General features: G+C 46.2%; 11 protein-coding genes. 5 read left to right on the top strand and 6 right to left on the bottom strand.

Translation table 11 applies throughout. The features are described from left to right. Positions 1–34 precede the first annotated feature (34 nt). Positions 35–1,096, bottom strand: coding sequence for a 3-dehydroquinate synthase (gene aroB / locus CI959_RS10200; RefSeq protein ID WP_005861282.1), 1,062 nt, complete (start codon positions 1,094–1,096; stop codon positions 35–37). Between the two features lie 154 nt (positions 1,097–1,250). Further along, the gene (gene alaS / locus CI959_RS10195; protein ID WP_057316848.1) at positions 1,251–3,872 is read right to left on the bottom strand and encodes an alanine--tRNA ligase; all 2,622 of its coding nucleotides are present in this window, start codon (positions 3,870–3,872) and stop codon (positions 1,251–1,253) included. Positions 3,873–3,970: 98 nt separating this feature from the next. On the opposite strand from alaS, the gene CI959_RS10190 reads away from it, so the two are divergent. The 4 genes from CI959_RS10190 to CI959_RS10175 all read left to right on the top strand — a co-directional run bounded on the left by CI959_RS10190 (position 3,971) and on the right by CI959_RS10175 (position 6,763). Continuing rightward, on the top strand, positions 3,971–4,954 hold the full coding sequence (locus CI959_RS10190) for a M23 family metallopeptidase (protein WP_005861279.1): 984 nt from the start codon (positions 3,971–3,973) through the stop codon (positions 4,952–4,954). 14 nt (positions 4,955–4,968) lie between these two features. Next, on the top strand, positions 4,969–5,325 hold the full coding sequence (locus CI959_RS10185) for a MerR family transcriptional regulator (protein ID WP_005861277.1): 357 nt from the start codon (positions 4,969–4,971) through the stop codon (positions 5,323–5,325). A gap of 79 nt (positions 5,326–5,404) precedes the next feature. Continuing rightward, positions 5,405–5,806 carry a DUF3127 domain-containing protein gene (locus CI959_RS10180; protein ID WP_005861275.1) on the top strand — a complete coding sequence of 134 codons (402 nt, stop codon included), beginning with the start codon at positions 5,405–5,407 and terminating at the stop codon, positions 5,804–5,806. A 6-nt stretch (positions 5,807–5,812) separates the two neighbouring features. Next, a complete protein-coding gene (locus tag CI959_RS10175; RefSeq protein WP_057316850.1) occupies positions 5,813–6,763 on the top strand; it encodes a calcium/sodium antiporter in 951 nt (316 codons plus the stop codon). Between the two features lie 138 nt (positions 6,764–6,901). On the opposite strand, the gene CI959_RS10170 is transcribed toward CI959_RS10175, so the two are convergent. The 4 genes from CI959_RS10170 to CI959_RS10155 form a co-directional block, all read right to left on the bottom strand. Beyond that, complete coding sequence (locus tag CI959_RS10170; protein ID WP_011966896.1) at positions 6,902–8,728, bottom strand: RagB/SusD family nutrient uptake outer membrane protein; 1,827 nt, start codon at positions 8,726–8,728, stop codon at positions 6,902–6,904. A gap of 20 nt (positions 8,729–8,748) precedes the next feature. Further along, entirely contained in the window at positions 8,749–11,754 is a 3,006-nt protein-coding gene (locus tag CI959_RS10165; RefSeq protein WP_057316851.1) for a SusC/RagA family TonB-linked outer membrane protein, read from the bottom strand. Positions 11,755–12,459: 705 nt separating this feature from the next. Beyond that, positions 12,460–14,745 carry a bifunctional (p)ppGpp synthetase/guanosine-3',5'-bis(diphosphate) 3'-pyrophosphohydrolase gene (locus CI959_RS10160; RefSeq protein ID WP_005861271.1) on the bottom strand — a complete coding sequence of 762 codons (2,286 nt, stop codon included), beginning with the start codon at positions 14,743–14,745 and terminating at the stop codon, positions 12,460–12,462. Between the two features lie 97 nt (positions 14,746–14,842). Next, positions 14,843–15,313 carry an Lrp/AsnC family transcriptional regulator gene (locus CI959_RS10155; protein ID WP_005861270.1) on the bottom strand — a complete coding sequence of 157 codons (471 nt, stop codon included), beginning with the start codon at positions 15,311–15,313 and terminating at the stop codon, positions 14,843–14,845. 168 nt (positions 15,314–15,481) lie between these two features. On the opposite strand from CI959_RS10155, the gene CI959_RS10150 reads away from it, so the two are divergent. Continuing rightward, entirely contained in the window at positions 15,482–16,771 is a 1,290-nt protein-coding gene (locus CI959_RS10150) for an O-acetylhomoserine aminocarboxypropyltransferase/cysteine synthase family protein (protein WP_005861268.1), read from the top strand. Positions 16,772–16,867: the final 96 nt, after the last annotated feature.

Here is a 16,867-nt window from a genome sequence, read left to right as displayed (position 1 = left end):
TTTATTTTACGGGTGCAAAGGTAGTTTTTTTCCGTTAAATGCCAAAACTTTCACGATAAAAATCAAGAGACTCCAAGATTTTTTCCTTGGTGACCGATTGGTTGATACGGACATCCCCTACATTTTTCAGTAAAGTGAAGTTGATGATACCGCCCTCATTCTTTTTATCATGTGTCATTAACTCATATAAGGTATCGTAGTCCGTGCAGTCAAAGAAGAGCGCCGGATAATACTCTTTTATATAATAAACGACTTGACTCAATTTCTCCATCGGGAAGCCACACAGCTTATGCGAGAGGTAAAGCTCGCTCACGATACCCGCCGCTACCGCATGACCATGCAAGATCGGACGCATTTTCAGGAAAGACAAGCTCTCGAAAGCGTGGCCGATCGTATGACCGAAATTCAATGCCTTACGAATACCTTGTTCCTTGGGATCTTCCTCTACGATCCGCTCTTTCACGGCGACCGACTGGCCTACCAAACTATTCAAATACGAATAATTCATGGTGTCGATATCAAAAAGCATGACAGACGCATAATTCTCCATCGAACTAATCAACCCGTGCTTGATCATCTCCGCATAACCGGAAAGGATATTATCGCGATCCAACGTGCGCAAAAAATCGCAATCGATGAATACACACAAGGGGGGATAAAAAGAACCGACCTCGTTCTTCAACCCATTGAAGTTTATACCCGTCTTACCGCCAACCGCAGCATCGACGGACGCCATCAAGGTCGTAGGGATATTGATCGTACGGATGCCCCGCTTGAAAGTAGCGCCGGCAAAACCACCCATATCCGTAATCATACCGCCGCCCAAATTCACCAGCAAGGAGTTACGGGAAGCCCCCTCATTCGACAAAGCTGTCCATATCTGGGCTAATGAGACAAAACCCTTATTCATATCACCCGCTTCCATCACGAGAATCGGCGCCTTTTGAAAGGCCGGTATATCCTCTACCAAGGGAAAACATTTCTCTTTGGTATTCGTATCCATAAGGATGAACAACTTATCGTATTTTAGAGAGGAGAGAAAATCTTGCAGTTCCGATTTCAGGTCCTTGCAAATAACCACTTTTTGCTCTGACATATCTTTTTTATTTAAAACCTTAGACCACAAAGGTAAAACATGTATTCCGATTATCAAAACGACATAAAAAAATTCCTTCGGATGGAATTCTTATTCGATCCGAAGGAATCTATCATTAAGTCCGAAAGAAAAGTCAATTTCTTCCGAACCGATTTTACTGTACTCCAACAGCCTCTTTCACAGCGCCAACCGCAATGGAAAGGCCCTCCATGTTCTTACCGCCGGCCGTAGCGAAATGGGGTTGTCCACCACCACCGCCTTGGATATGCTTAGCGGCCTCTTTTACGATCTTACCGGCATGCAAGCCCTCTTTCACCAAATCATCGCTTAACATAAGCATGAGCGTGCATTTGTTATCGTCTATGATACCGGCAACAAAGACAAAGCTATCGGTTGTCTCCGCCTTGATCTGGAAAGCCACGTTCTTCATAGCGTCCGCATTTGCCTTACCAACGAACTGCATAACCTTGATACCATTGCTCTCCGAAGCTTTCGCCACGATCTCCTCTTTCAAACGCATAGACTTCTCACGGATATAATCCTCGATCTGTTTCTTCATCTCGGCGTTCTCCTCGATAGACTTTTTCATCGCTTGCGCCAAATTCGGCATATGGTTCATCAACGCACGCAACTCACGGATCAGATCTTGCTGGGCATATACGAATTGCTCGGCGCCCTCGGCCGTAACCGCCTCTATACGACGGACTCCTGCGGCGATAGAGCTCTCTCCTATCACGCGCAAAGAACCGATCATACCGGTTGCCGGGATATGCGTACCACCACATAGCTCCACGGAGCTTCCGTATTTCACGACACGTACCTCATCGCCATATTTCTCACCGAACAAAGCCATAGCCCCTAGCGCCTTTGCTTCGGCGATCGGCATATTGCGATGCTCTTCCAACGGGAAGTTCGCACGGATCTTCTCTCCAACCAATATTTCCACCTTACGGATTTCCTCGTCCGTCACTTTTTGGAAATGAGAGAAGTCGAAACGTAAAGAATCAGGCGAAACATACGAACCTTTCTGCTCTACGTGCGTACCTAATACCTCACGCAACGCCTCATGCAAAAGGTGCGTGGCAGAGTGGTTACACTCACACTGGATACGCTTTTTCTCGTTGATCTTCGCAGTAAAAGTAGCTGTCACATCTTTCGGGAGTTTCGCTACCAAATGAACCGGCAAGTTATTCTCACGTTTCGTATCGATCACGTCGATCTTCTCGTCGTCGGCGATCAACCAACCCGTATCACCGACCTGTCCACCCATTTCCGCATAGAACGGGGTTTGATCCAGAACGATCTGGTATAATACTTTATTCTTTTGTTTGATCTGGCGATAACGCAAGATCTCTGCCTCGCATTCGAACAAATCATAACCCACGAACTTACATTCACCCTCTTTCAGCGTGATCCAGTCGCCTGTCTCGATAGCGGCGGCGTTACGGGCACGCTCTTTCTGCTTCTGCATAGCCTTATTGAAGGCCTCGATATCGGCTTCCATGCCGTTCTCACGAAGAATCAATTCCGTCAAGTCCAACGGGAATCCGTAGGTATCATATAATGTAAAGGCATCTACGCCATTCAAGACTGTCTTGCCCGCAGCCTTCGTCTCCTCCATTTTCTTATCCAGCAAACGGATACCGGTTTCCAAGGTACGAAGGAAAGATTCTTCCTCCTCCTTGATAACCTTCTCAATCAAGGTTTTCTGAGCGATCAATTCCGGATAAGCGTCGCCCATCGTCTCGATCAATACGGGCAAAAGCTTATACATAAACGCTTCCTTGCGATCCAAGAACGTATAACCGTAACGAACGGCACGCCGCAAGATACGACGGATTACATAACCGGCCTTAGCGTTGGAAGGCAACTGTCCGTCCGTGATAGCGAAAGCGATCGTACGGATGTGGTCGGCAATCACACGCATGGCGATGTCTTGCTGTTTATCCGTACCGTAAGTCGTACCCGCCATTCCCGCGATTACCTTGATAATCGGTTGGAATACGTCCGTATCATAATTTGAGGTCTTACCCTGCAATGCCATACACAGACGCTCGAATCCCATACCGGTATCGATCACCTTAGCCGGCAGCGGTTCCAAAGAACCATCGGCCTTACGGTTGAATTGCATAAATACAAGATTCCAGATCTCGATTACCTGCGGATGATCCTTATTTACCATATCGGCGCCGCTGACCGCCGCACGCTCCTCGTCCGAACGAAGGTCGATATGGATCTCGGAACAGGGACCGCAAGGACCCGTATCCCCCATTTCCCAGAAGTTATCATGTTTGTTACCGTTCAGAATATGATCTTTCGGTAAATATTGCTCCCAATAACCAGCAGCTTCGTTATCACGATCTAAGCCTTCAGCGGGGCTTCCCTCGAATACGGTGGCATATAAACGCTCCGGATTCAGCTTCAATACCTCTACCAAGTATTCCCAAGCCCAGTTGATCGCCTCTTTCTTAAAATAATCTCCGAACGACCAGTTTCCGAGCATCTCAAACATCGTATGATGATAGGTATCATGTCCTACCTCCTCTAAATCGTTATGCTTACCGCTAACACGAAGACATTTCTGAGAGTCCGCGACACGAGGATACTTACGGGGCACGTTGCCCAAGATAATATCTTTAAACTGATTCATTCCCGCGTTCGTAAACATCAACGTGGGGTCACCCTTCACCACCATTGGAGCGGAAGGCACGATCTGGTGTTCCTTAGAAGCGAAGAATTGCTTGAAGGATTCACGGATTTCTTTTGCTGTCAACATAATCTATTTATATAGTTCTCGTTAATATTCTGAAAAACAATTTGCAAAAGTACTGCAAATTATTATTTTTGCGTGCATTCAGATAACAAAAAATGTAGATGAAACTCTTTAAAAGTCGCAAAACATACTATTTATACAATCCGAACACTCTCAATTATGAGCGTGTATACCCATCTAGCAAAGACCGGCTGTTCACCGTTCTCCGCCATTTAAGCACCGGAATAGCGTTCGGCGTAGCCACTTTTTTCGTCATGATGCATTTGGTGGACTCTCCGATGGAATCTCAGTTACGTAAGGAGAACCGCCTATTGCAAACTCAATACGAGGTGCTTTCCCTTCGCTTAAATAACGCGTTAGACGTATTGGATGATATCCAACAGCGTGACGAGAATCTGTACCGGGCGATCTTCCAAGCCGAGTCCATCCCCGAGTCCGTTCGGAAAGCCGGGTTTGGAGGGACAAACCGTTACGAGCATTTGATGAGCCTGTCCAATCCGGAGCTTGTTGTCTCCACGACCCAAAAGATGGATATGCTACGTAAGCAATTATATATCCAATCCAATTCCTTGGAAGAACTGATCTCCCTAGGAAAGAACCAAGAAGAGAGAAGTAAATGTATCCCGGCGATCCAGCCGATTTCCAATAAGGATCTGCGTCGTACCGCTTCCGGCTATGGCGTACGTATCGACCCGATTTACCGTACACCTCGTTTCCATTCCGGAATGGATTTCTCGGCTAAAGTGGGAACGGAGATCTACGCGACAGGTAATGGCGTTGTCACTTTCGCCGCTTGGAAACAGGGATACGGAAATTGTTTGATTATCGATCATGGCTACGGCTATCAGACTTTATACGGTCATATGAGTAAGTTCAAGAAACGTGTCGGACAAAAGGTTACTCGTGGAGAGGTGATTGGCGAGGTTGGAAATACCGGGAAATCTACCGGCCCTCACTTGCATTATGAGGTAATCGTACGAGGGAAGTATGATAACCCATCTAAATACTATTACATGGATCTCTCACCTGAGGAATACGACCGTATGATCCAGATTGCCGAGAATCATGGTCAGGTTATGGATTAAACTTCATTAGCAGTATGAGTCTAAAAAAGAATAAAGATCTCAAGCTCTATTTTTCCATCAGCGAGGTGGCGCAGATGTTCGACGTGAACGAGTCCACCCTTCGCTTTTGGGAGAAGGAGTTCGATATCATCAATCCAAGGAAGACGAGCAAAGGTACCCGTTTTTACAAGCAGGAGGATATCGACGCGGTACGCCTCATCTACCATCTGGTTAAAGAGAGAGGGATGACCTTGGCCGGCGCACGGCAAAAACTGAAGGACAATAAAGAGACGACGATCCGGCAAGAAGAGATCGTAAACCGCCTGAAACAGATCAAAGAAGAGCTGTTAGCTATGAAAGACGCATTCGATGCTTTTGCCCCGAAAGTGTGATTATTCTGTTGATAAAACCAGAACAAAACCGTACCTTCGTCCCCAATTAAATAAAACATAAGCAAATAAAATACAAGACATGGAAATTACAGGAAAAATTATTCAAGTCCTACCGGAAGTAGGCGGTGTCAGCAAAGCCGGAAACGAATGGAAAAAACAAGAGTACGTATTAGAGACACACGATCAATATCCCAAGAAAGTATGCTTCCAGATATTCGGAGCGGATAAGATCGCTCAAGCGGCCATTCAGCCGGGCGAGGAATTGACAGTCTCTTTCGACATTGACAGCCGTGAGTACCAAGGCCGCTGGTTCACCAGTATCAACGCATGGAAAGTAGACCGTCCGATGGCGGCAGCTCCTCAAGCCGCTCCGATGGGAGTAACTCCGGATAATTTCGCTCCGGCTTCCGCTCCTACGGCTCCAGCCTCATCCGCTCCTGATTTCGGACCGGCCAATCCAATCGATGATTTGCCATTCTAAAGACTAATGGATATCGTATTACTAATTGGCGGTTTACTACTAATTTTAGTCGGGGTTAACGCCTTGACAGATGGTGCCGCCTCGGTAGCCAAACGCTTCAATATTTCCAGCTTAGTAATCGGGCTAACTATTGTGGCGTTTGGGACTTCCGCACCGGAATTAACGGTCAGTGTCGTATCCGCCTTGAAAGGAAGCTCGGATATCGCTATTGGTAATGTAGTAGGAAGCAATATATTTAACGCCTTGATGATTGTCGGCTGTACGGCCGCTATCGTACCGATCAGCGTCACGAAAGGTACGTTGAGCAAAGAGATCCCTCTTTGCGTGCTTGCCTCAATCGTATTATTTATTTGTGCGAATGACGTTTTGATCAACGGCGCATCGCACAATAGTATCAGTAGTAGCGATGGAATGTTACTATTATGCTTCTTCGCCATTTTCCTTGGCTATACATTCGCGATCGCACATAATAGAGAGGAAAATGGAGAGAGCACGATTAAAATAATGCCCATTTGGAAAGCGAGTTTATTCATCATTGGTGGATTGGCTGGTTTGATTTACGGAGGACAATTTTTCGTGGATGGAGCTTCTGGTATCGCCCGTGGACTGGGTGTCAGCGAATCTATTATCGGTTTGACTTTAGTGGCCGGAGGAACCTCTCTTCCTGAGTTAGCGACTTCCGTCGTGGCCGCATTAAAGAAGAACCCGGAGATGGCGATCGGAAATGTTATCGGTTCCAACCTCTTCAATATATTCTTCGTATTAGGTTGTAGCGCGACAATCACGCCGATGAACATACAAGGCATTACCAATCTGGATTTGGGCGTCATGATCGGTTCATGCGTATTGCTTTATATTTTTGGCCTTTTCTTCAAGAAACGGACCATCACTAGGCCGGAGGGAATCCTATTGATCGCTTGTTATATAGCTTATATAACTTATTTGATTGTCGGCTGATAAAGCTTTTATAAAACAAAAGTGTAGCGAAGTGCTACACTTTTGTTTTATAGCAGAAAGGAAGTGCCGGTACAACGTCCGAACAACGTCTGAAGTTTCCGGCAAGCTCCTCCCCTACTTTTCAATACTAAACTTAATTTACTCCCAGCCTGGGGTAGTCTGTTTCAAGACAGGACTTGCATTCAACTGGTTCTGCGGGATCGGGAAATAAGTATATTCCTTATCGGAAGGATCTTTCTCCTTATTCCACCAAGCCTCACCGAACTTACCCCAACGGATCAAGTCCACGCGACGGCGACGCTCGCCCAAGAACTCGCGTCCCCACTCATCCAAGAATTCCGCATCGGTCAGTTTGGCAGGATTAGCTACATAACTGTACTTGCTCCATTCCTCGGTGGGATAGTTTCTAATGCGCACATAATCCAGTAATTCAGCGGCTTTCGCCTTATTTCCTTCTCTGTAATAACATTCAGCCAAGGAGTAGTAGATCTCGGCCAAACGCATCTCCGGCGTGGATTGAGAACGGAATAACCCGTCGTGATCTGGCAAATAAGGGAATTTGTTGAAACGGATACCGGAATTCTCCTCACCGGTCGTAACCTGCGACTTCTTAGCGATCACATCCGCGTCATTGCAAATGAAATAACCACGCTCGGCCACCTCCTTCATGTAAGTGATAAAACGAGCCTTATAAGCCTCATCGCTCTCACCGTCTTTCTTCTTCAACTCTGCTTGCTCGGAGAAACGACCGACTTGGTCTACGAATACCAAAGGAACACCGGCATATTCCTCAGAGCCGTTCACGTACTGATCCGTGAAACCATATTGTTTGGACTTGTCGTACTGCATTTGCATGCCTTGCAAGAAGAAGCCCTCATAACCGCCATTTGCATCGGTGGTATGGAACGGAATCACGCGGTAATCACACTTAGCGTATTTTTCGAACGGATTACCCAACCCGCTGGCGAATTGGTACACGTTTCCTTGGAAATCGCGGGAAGGTTGCAAGTGAATACCGTTGTTACCTCCTCCATCGCTACCTATCGTCTGAGCTGCGGAATAGTGCATTCCGTCTGCCCACATCGTCTGTTGCTCCAAACGACCGCGCTCGTGCCAGAACTCAAACAAGTTCTCAGGAGACTGGTAGCCATTGATACCCGAACGGAACGGATCACGGTAATCAGACTGATTGATGCTATAGGATCCATACACGCCATTGATGATATCCTGCGCATACTTCTTACAGTCGGCCATACGATCCTCTCCAACCCAAACCTTCGCGTTCAAGTACAAGCGAACTAGCAAACCTGCCGCAGGGCCTTGCGTCCAACGACCGATACGTTTCTCCTTAGGTAAGGAAGGAAGCGCATCCTTCAATTCAGACTCGATAAAATTGAACACATCCTTAGCCGGGCTTTGCGCAACGATCTCCTCCGCACCCTGCTGCTCAGTAGCGATAGGCACCTCGCGGAAGAAATCCAGCAAGAACATGTAGTACCAAGCCCGCAACACACGTAAATCACTGAAATAAGCGGCTTTCTCCTCATCGGTCACACCGATCGAACTGAAATCTAACGTATTGAAGTCGCGCAATACGGTATTCACCTGGCTGATACACTGGTACGACTGTACCCACCCTCCATTGATCTGCGCCTGGATATAATTCCATTTGTGCTCATGCAAACGAATCCACATACCATCGTCATACCCATGGCGACCCTTTTGCGTCCATACGAAATGATCAGCGGTAAGCTCCTGTAATTTCCAGATGTCACCACGCCATGTCACGTTATCACTATGTTCAAAGCATCGCACCACGGCCGCCTCTACCGAAGCCTTATCCGTATAATAGTTGTCTTTCGTCAAGTCCGAATATATCGTCTCGGTCAAGTCCGTGCAAGATGTCATCGCCAACAGCCCCAATGCACCTACCGTACCGCATACTATAGATTTGATTCTTTTCATGTCTATTTCTTTGATTAAGATTAATAAGTAATTTGTACACCAAACGTCAGGCTACGTGCGGTCGGATATACATCCATGCCACCAATGCCCGGCCACAAACCGGTTGTCGTTACGGTCGTAGGATCCACGCCCGAATACTTCGTCAGCGTAAATACGTTCTTCAAGGTTCCATACACACGCAAGCTTGAGATCCATTTCGTATTCAACTTCGGTGTCCATCCCACCGTGATGTTATCCAGGCGCAAATAGTTGCCATTCTGCAAGAAGTAGTCGCAAATCACTTTGGGACCCTTAATATGGGCGTTCTCCTCGTAAGCGGAAGAAAGCTTATTGTCACCCGCAACCACTTGCAAACCGTAATACATTTCATATTGGTTCATCACCTTGTATCCAAAACGTCCGCGGAAGAACAAAGAAAGGTCGAAATTCTTATACGTGAAGGTATTGCCCCACGACAACTCCCATTTGGGCACACCCGTACCGTCCAGATACACCTTATCTTTCTCATCACCATCCGAGCCGAGTTTCGTATCTCCGCCGATCTCTCCACCTTTCCAGATCAAGATATTGCCAGCATCATCCACACCTGCGTAGCGGAAGCCATAGAAAGAACCGATAGGCGTGTCATCCTGCAAGCGCTGGGCTGATCCTGGGTTCCCCGGAGATGGGAAACCTTCGCCCTCGATGAAACCTAACTGATATTTTTCATTCGAGAATGATTTCAGTTTTGAGGTCGTATAAGACAACATCACGTTCGTGGAATAAGAGAAATCCTCTGTCCGCACGGCATCCCAATTCGCCTGGAACTCGAAGCCCTTGGAGGTAGTTGTTCCCACGTTGGCCACGATAGACTCGTGCAAATAAGGGGGCAGGGGCACCTTGTAATCACCGATCACGTCTTTACCGTCGCGGATAAAGAAGTCCAAGCTACCAGACAAGCGAGATTCGAACAAGGTATAGTCGATACCCAAGTTGTAAGAGATCTGCTTCTCCCAAGCCAAGTCATAGTTCGGGTTATTGCCCGGTCCATACCCCTGCAACCAGCCGAACTGATCGCTATAGTACTCTCCATATCCGGAGTACTTGGCCAATGAGATATAGCGGTCGAAACCGGAACGCCCGGTCACACCGTAAGAGAAGCGAAGCTTCAAGTCGTCTACCATTCCACTATTCTCGAACACGGGCAGCTTGGACATGCGCCATGCGGCGGAAGCCGCCGGGAAAGTACCCCACTTATGATCCACGCCAAACTTGGAATTACCCTCATGGCGCAATGATCCCGTGAACAAGAAAATGTCGTTCCAGTTATAATTGATACGGCCCAAGAAAGCGATGGTCTTCTCCTGCGTCTTTTGCGATTCCATGCCAAGACGACCGCTTACCTTCTCATAATCGCCACCTTGCAAATAATTAGTCATGAACGCATCTGAGGGAAAGTTACGGTTGTTGGCCATCAATTTCTCGTAATTAAACTCTTGGTAAGAGTAACCGGCCATGATCTTGAAGTCGTGCACCTCGTTGATCTTAAAGTTGTAGTTACCCAACCACTCCAACGTCCAGTCCGTCCAGTTCTCTTGCGTGATCTTCGCCCAGCCATTGTATCCGCCATCGATACACTCGCGGAATGTCTTGAACTTATAGTCTTGCTCTTTCTTGCTATGCCCTTGGCGACCGAGTTTCAGCTCCGTGCTCAAGTTATCCAAGATATTCAACTTTGCGTTCAAGTCGATGATCGAGTATTCCTGCAAAGCTCCGCGGTCACGCTCGGTCAAGTTCTTCACCGGATTATAAGAATAACTGTTGCCCTTGAAAGCGTCCATCTCGTCTACGCTATAGGTAGGATTCAACTGGACCGCCTGCTTGAAAGAGCCATAATCCGTATAATCCTCATCGGCCACACGGTACGAGAAGTTTCCGCCTACTTCCAGCAAGCCTTCCAACGTAGTCTGCTTGAAACTACCGCGCAAGCCATATTCCTTACGATTAGAAGCGATATCGAGTCCCCCTTTCTGACGATAGTTGGCAGAAACACGGAAGATCGTGCTCTCGCTACCTCCGGATAAAGAGATATTATGGTTATGTCCGAAGTTATCCTTGTTCAGCACCTCATCGTACCAATTCGTACGATACCCATAATCCTTCGCACCGGTCACCTTCTCCAAATACTCATCCGCATCCAAGATATCCGGCCGGCTTGCCACGAAATCATGCTCTACGTATCCATCATACGTGATAGTAGTCTTACCTGCCTTACCCTGTTTAGTGGTCACCAAGATAACACCATTGGCACCGCGAGAACCATAGATGGCAGCGGCAGAACCATCTTTCAATACCGTGATCGACTCGATATCTGCCTGTGCGATGTTACGAAGGTCGCCGCCGGGCATACCGTCAATTACGACTAACGGGCTATTACCCGCTTTCAAGGAAGAAGCACCGCGCACTTGGATACTAGAGCTGGAGTTCGGGTCGGCAGCGGCCGCACTGTTTACCGATACACCGGCCACCTTACCATCGATCATCTGCATCGCATCATTCACGGCACCCGCCAAGAAATCCTTGCTTTTCACACTGGTCACAGCAGTAGTCAAGTCCTTTTTCACGGACGAGCCATAACCGACAACCACAACCTCATCCAAAGTTTCGGAATCTTCCTCTAGCGTTATATTGAAAGAAGACTTACTTCCTACCGGAATCTCTTGCGTCTTGAAACCAATATAAGAGATTTGCAGGATAGCAGCACTAGGTACATTCTCGATCTTGAAAGCACCATCAAAGTCGGTAATGCTACCCACGTTCGCCCCCTTCACAACTACGTTAGCGCCAATAATCGGCTCACCAGACTTGTCGGCGACTACTCCGGAAACACTTTTACTCTGCTGAGCGACATTCACTACCGGCAACACATTAGTCTCGTTTGCTCCCATAGCCGCCAAATCTGTCGTAGAGAACGCGGACACCAGCAAACTAAGTGCAGAAAATCTCGCTATATTCCTTAAAGAAAATAGTTTAGATATTTTATTCATATTGATAATAATAGTTTGTTGAATTAATTATTCACGAAATAAGGTTACACATTTCACAGGTATTAATCACATTCTTGTCTGATTCTTCATAGGCATACATTTAAATTAACATTAATCTCATTGATAAAAACACTATACATTAATAAATATGTATTAGGAAGGCAAGTTCCCGTGGAACTATAGAAGTTGAAAGTAATAGGAGTAAGTAAAATCCTTTATAAGAAACGTAATGCGGCTTAATAACGCTCTACTCCTGTATGAATTCTTACTTGGTAGCGTATAGATTCTTGTTCGCATGCCGTATAATTCCATAAACCACGGCGTGGTCTGTACAGATCACATCATGGAATATACAGATCGCGACTTGGTTTGTACATCCCACGGCGATCATTAAGGAATAGATCAAGTGACAAGTAGGTTTGTATATAGCGAAAAAAATGTTTATTACTGGATGATATGAACAATTATACCTAAAGCTATTGGGTAACCTATATCAAGCAAGAGAGGCTCGACCTAAACAGGATGGAGGAATAGTCGGAGTAAATAATTTGATGTATTTGTCCTAAGTCATGTATAATGTTTAAAAAAATAATATTACATTTGTATCGTAATCGGTTGGCATATGAGTGTGTGTGCGTAAACGATAAACGTTTACTATAGTTCCACGGGAACTATAGTAAACAATGCTCCCTACTTATCCTACACTTAATCCGCTACACGTCCGACAGATTTAATATTCTGTATCTTCGACAAAGTCACGCACATTTTCTGGATATCTTCTACGTCATGAACTTTCATCTTTATCTTACCTTCGAACACGCCGTCTTTCGCCTCGATCAGCAAGCGCATGATGTTCACGTTGAAATCCTCGGAAATCGTTTTCGTGATCGTATTCAATACGCCTATCGAGTCTATACCTTTCACCTCTAGCGTGGCCTCAAAAGAAGCGTTCATATGGCTGCTCCAAACCGTATTCAAGATACGTTCGCCAAAGCTACTTTTCAAGCGCATGGCGATCGGGCAGGAACGTTTATGAACTACTACATTTCCATCATCATTGATAAAACCTAAAGAGTCATCTCCCGGAATCGGCTTACAACATTCGGCAATTACATAATTACGCTCAAAAGCCTCCTCTTTCAATAAATAAGGCTTTTTCTTATCATATTTAGGCTTCTCTTTCTTGGCTTCCTCCTCTTCGGGTTGTTTCACCTTCTTGGAAGCGACACCCAACGCCTGTTTCACATACTTAAACAAGACATTATCCGTCTTCTCCTTCAACAGCTTCTTTAAATTCTCGGGCAAAACCACATCCCCCTTCTCTACCGCATAAAAGAATTCCTCGCGTTTCGAGAATCCAAAGTACATGCCTAATTTATCCAGATTGGATGTACTCGCCTCAAGCTCCGAACGCTTGAAGGCATCAAGAACTTTTATCTCTCCATACTTAGCGACCTCTTTACGGACACGCTTTAATACGGCATCAATCTTCGCACGAGCCTTAGCGGTAGTCACGAAGTTCAACCACTCCGGTTGCGGCTCCTGAGAACGGGAAGTCAAGACCTCCACCTGATCTCCACTGGACAGCGGATGACTCAATGGCACCAAACGATGGTTTACCTTAGCGCCAATACATTTATTACCGATATCGGAGTGAAGCGCATAAGCGAAATCCAAGGCGGTAGCCCCTTGGGGCAATGTCTTTATATCTCCTTTCGGAGTGAAAACAAATATCTCGGAAGTAAATAAGTTCAGTTTGATCGTATCCAAGAAATCCAGCGCATTCGGGTCCGGACTCTCCAAGATCTCGGTAATGGTTTGTATCCATTTATCCAATTCCGTATCCTCCTCCACGTTGGATTCCTTGTATTTCCAATGGGCAGCGAAGCCTTTCTCTGCGATATCATCCATACGGCGGCTACGGATCTGGATCTCTACCCATTGTCCATCCGGTCCCATAACGGTCAGATGAAGCGCTTGATAACCGTTCGCTTTCGGACGGCTCACCCAATCACGGATACGGTCGGGACGAATCCGGTAAATATCCGTAATAGCCGAGTAGATATCCCAACATTGGTTTTTCTCGTCCACACCGGGAAGCGGGTCAAAAATAATGCGGACCGCATAAATATCATAAATATCCTCGAAAGCGACACCCTTGCTTTCCATCTTATTCCAAATGGAATAGACCGATTTCACACGGGCACGCATCTCATACTGAAGTCCCATCGATTTCAGCTTCTCGTCCACAGGGGCGGCGAAACGCTCGAATAATTTATTACGGCTCTCTTCTGTCGCTTTCAACTTAGCGCTGATGAAGTCATATTCTTGCGGATGCTCATATTTAAAACTCAAATCCTCCAGTTCCGTCTTGATCGAGAAGAGACCCAGACGATGCGCCAGAGGAGCATACAGATAAAGAGTCTCACCCGCGATCTTAAATTGCTTGGCGGGAAGCATGGAACCCAAAGTCCTCATATTATGAAGACGGTCTGCGATCTTGATTAGAATCACCCGTATATCGTCACTCATAGTCAGCAGCAACTTACGGAAGTTCTCGGCTTGAGCCGAGGCCTGTTCCCCAAAAATGCCACCGGATATCTTCGTCAAGCCATCCACGATCTGGGCGATCTTGTCTCCGAACATATCCCGGATATCCTCCACCGTATACTCGGTATCTTCCACGACATCATGCAATAACGCAGAGCAAATAGAGGTAGAGCCCAAACCCATCTCCCGGCATACGATACGAGCCACGGCGATAGGATGCATTATATAAGGTTCGCCGGAACGCCGTTTCACTCCGGCGTGCGCTTGATTGGCGAAATTAAAAGCTTTCGTGATTCGTTCGACCTTACGGCGGTGGTTTGACTTCAAATAATCGTTCAACAACGCATTGAACCCATCTTGTATCATCTGTTCGTCCGCAGAGAGAACGGACGCAGCCTCGCCCGTTTCTTTTATATCTTTTGTGTCCTTTGTATCGTCCATGGTTTTACACCTCCCATTTTTATACTGTATAGCCACAAATATATACAAATATTTGGAAGGAAACCCTAACAAAAGACAAAAATAGAATATCTACTGCTTAAATATGGATCCCATAGTCGTGTTTAACCTCGTCCATGACAAAAGTACTTCTCAACGAGCCCAAACTATCGATCGTTCCTAACACATTTAAAATAAACTCTTGATAATATTTCATATTGGGAGCGTGTATCTTCAATAAGTAATCATAATCGCCTGAAATATTATAGCACTCCGTTACCTCGGGGATTTCTTGGATAATCCGGGTAAACTCAAAAGCTATATCCTTATTCAGCCGAACCAATTTCACGCTACAAAAGACAACAAAGCCTTGATTCAGCTTCTCCGCATCTAGTACCGCTATATACTTCTTTATATATCCACTATTCTCAAGACGTTTTAAACGCTCGAACACCGGGGTTGACGAGAGACTGACCCTTGCCGCCAACTCTTTCGTAGTCAACCGGGCATTATCTTGTAACGTTCGGAGGATTTGCAGATCCACCTTGTCTAACTTATCTGAAACATTCATAAGAAAAAAATTCTATCGGATTGATTCCCCAGCGTCCTTCGCCGAAGATGTATTCTATTTATAGCCCTAAAAATAGTATTATTTTCTATATTCTCAACGAATCTTGTCCAAAAAGCACACACATCATACATTTGCCAACAGAATAAGAACTAAATAAACAAGATGACTATGGCAACAAAGAAGTTACATTTCGAGACATTACAACTTCATGTAGGACAAGAACAACCGGATCCCGCAACCGACGCACGTGCGGTACCCATTTATCAAACAACTTCCTATGTATTCCATAACGCACAACATGCGGCAGACCGTTTCGGCCTACGTGACGCAGGGAATATTTACGGACGTTTGACAAACTCCACGCAAGGCGTTTTCGAGGCACGTGTAGCTGCCTTAGAAGGAGGTGTGGCAGGTTTGGCCGTGGCTTCAGGAGCAGCGGCTGTCACCTATGCATTACAGAACATAGTGAGGGCAGGAGATCATATTATCGCAGCCGATAATTTATATGGCGGTTCCTTCAACCTGATCACCCATACACTGGCCTCCCAAGGCATTACTAATACGATTATCAATGTAAATGACCTAAACGCATTAGAAGCAGCCATCCGGGAAAACACGAAAGCCATTTATGTAGAGACATTCGGGAATCCTAACTCTGACGTAACGAATCTGGATGCGGTAGCGGAAGTCGCTCACCGATACCATGTTCCATTAATCGTAGACAATACGTTCGGAACCCCCTACTTGATTCGTCCGATCGAACATGGAGCTGACATCGTCATCCATTCCGCCACAAAGTTCATAGGGGGACACGGCAGTAGCCTAGGAGGTGTAATTGTAGATGGAGGTACTTTCGACTGGAAGGCGAATGCCGATAAGTTTCCTACATTAGCCAAACCAGACCCAAGTTATCATGGAGCCATATTTGCGGACGTAGCAGGTTCCGCCGCCTTTGTCACCCGTATCCGTGCGGTCATTCTTCGCGACACCGGGGCAACGATCTCTCCTTTCAATGCTTTTATATTGTTGCAAGGATTAGAGACCTTATCCCTACGCGTGGAGCGCCATGTAGCAAACGCATTGAAAGTCGTGGATTATTTATCAAAACATCCGAAAGTAGAAAAAGTGAATCATCCATCACTTCCTACCCATCCGGACCATGAACTTTACAATAAATATTTCCCGAATGGTGCCGGCAGTATCTTCACCTTCGAGATCAAAGGCGGGCAGGAAGCCGCTTGGAAATTCATCGACTCACTGGAGATCTTTTCCCTACTAGCGAATGTCGCCGATGTAAAGAGCCTTGTCATTCATCCATACACGACCACTCATTCCCAAATGAGCCCGGAAGAACTTGCCCAACAGCACATAACACCATCCACCGTACGCTTGAGCATCGGAACCGAATATATAGATGATATTATAGATGATCTGGATCAAGCTTTCGCTAAAATCTGATAGCGCACTTCCAAAAGGAAAAGGACAGAAGCAAAGAAGGCGATCCCTGTTCGACACAAGGATCGCCTTTCTAATCAACATCACATCGAGCCAAGG

The organism is Parabacteroides sp. AT13 (assembly GCF_002272965.1).
Classification (GTDB): domain Bacteria; phylum Bacteroidota; class Bacteroidia; order Bacteroidales; family Tannerellaceae; genus Parabacteroides; species Parabacteroides distasonis.
The sequence above is the reverse complement of the archived record's forward strand: the minus strand, read 5'-3'. Positions and strand labels throughout refer to the sequence as shown.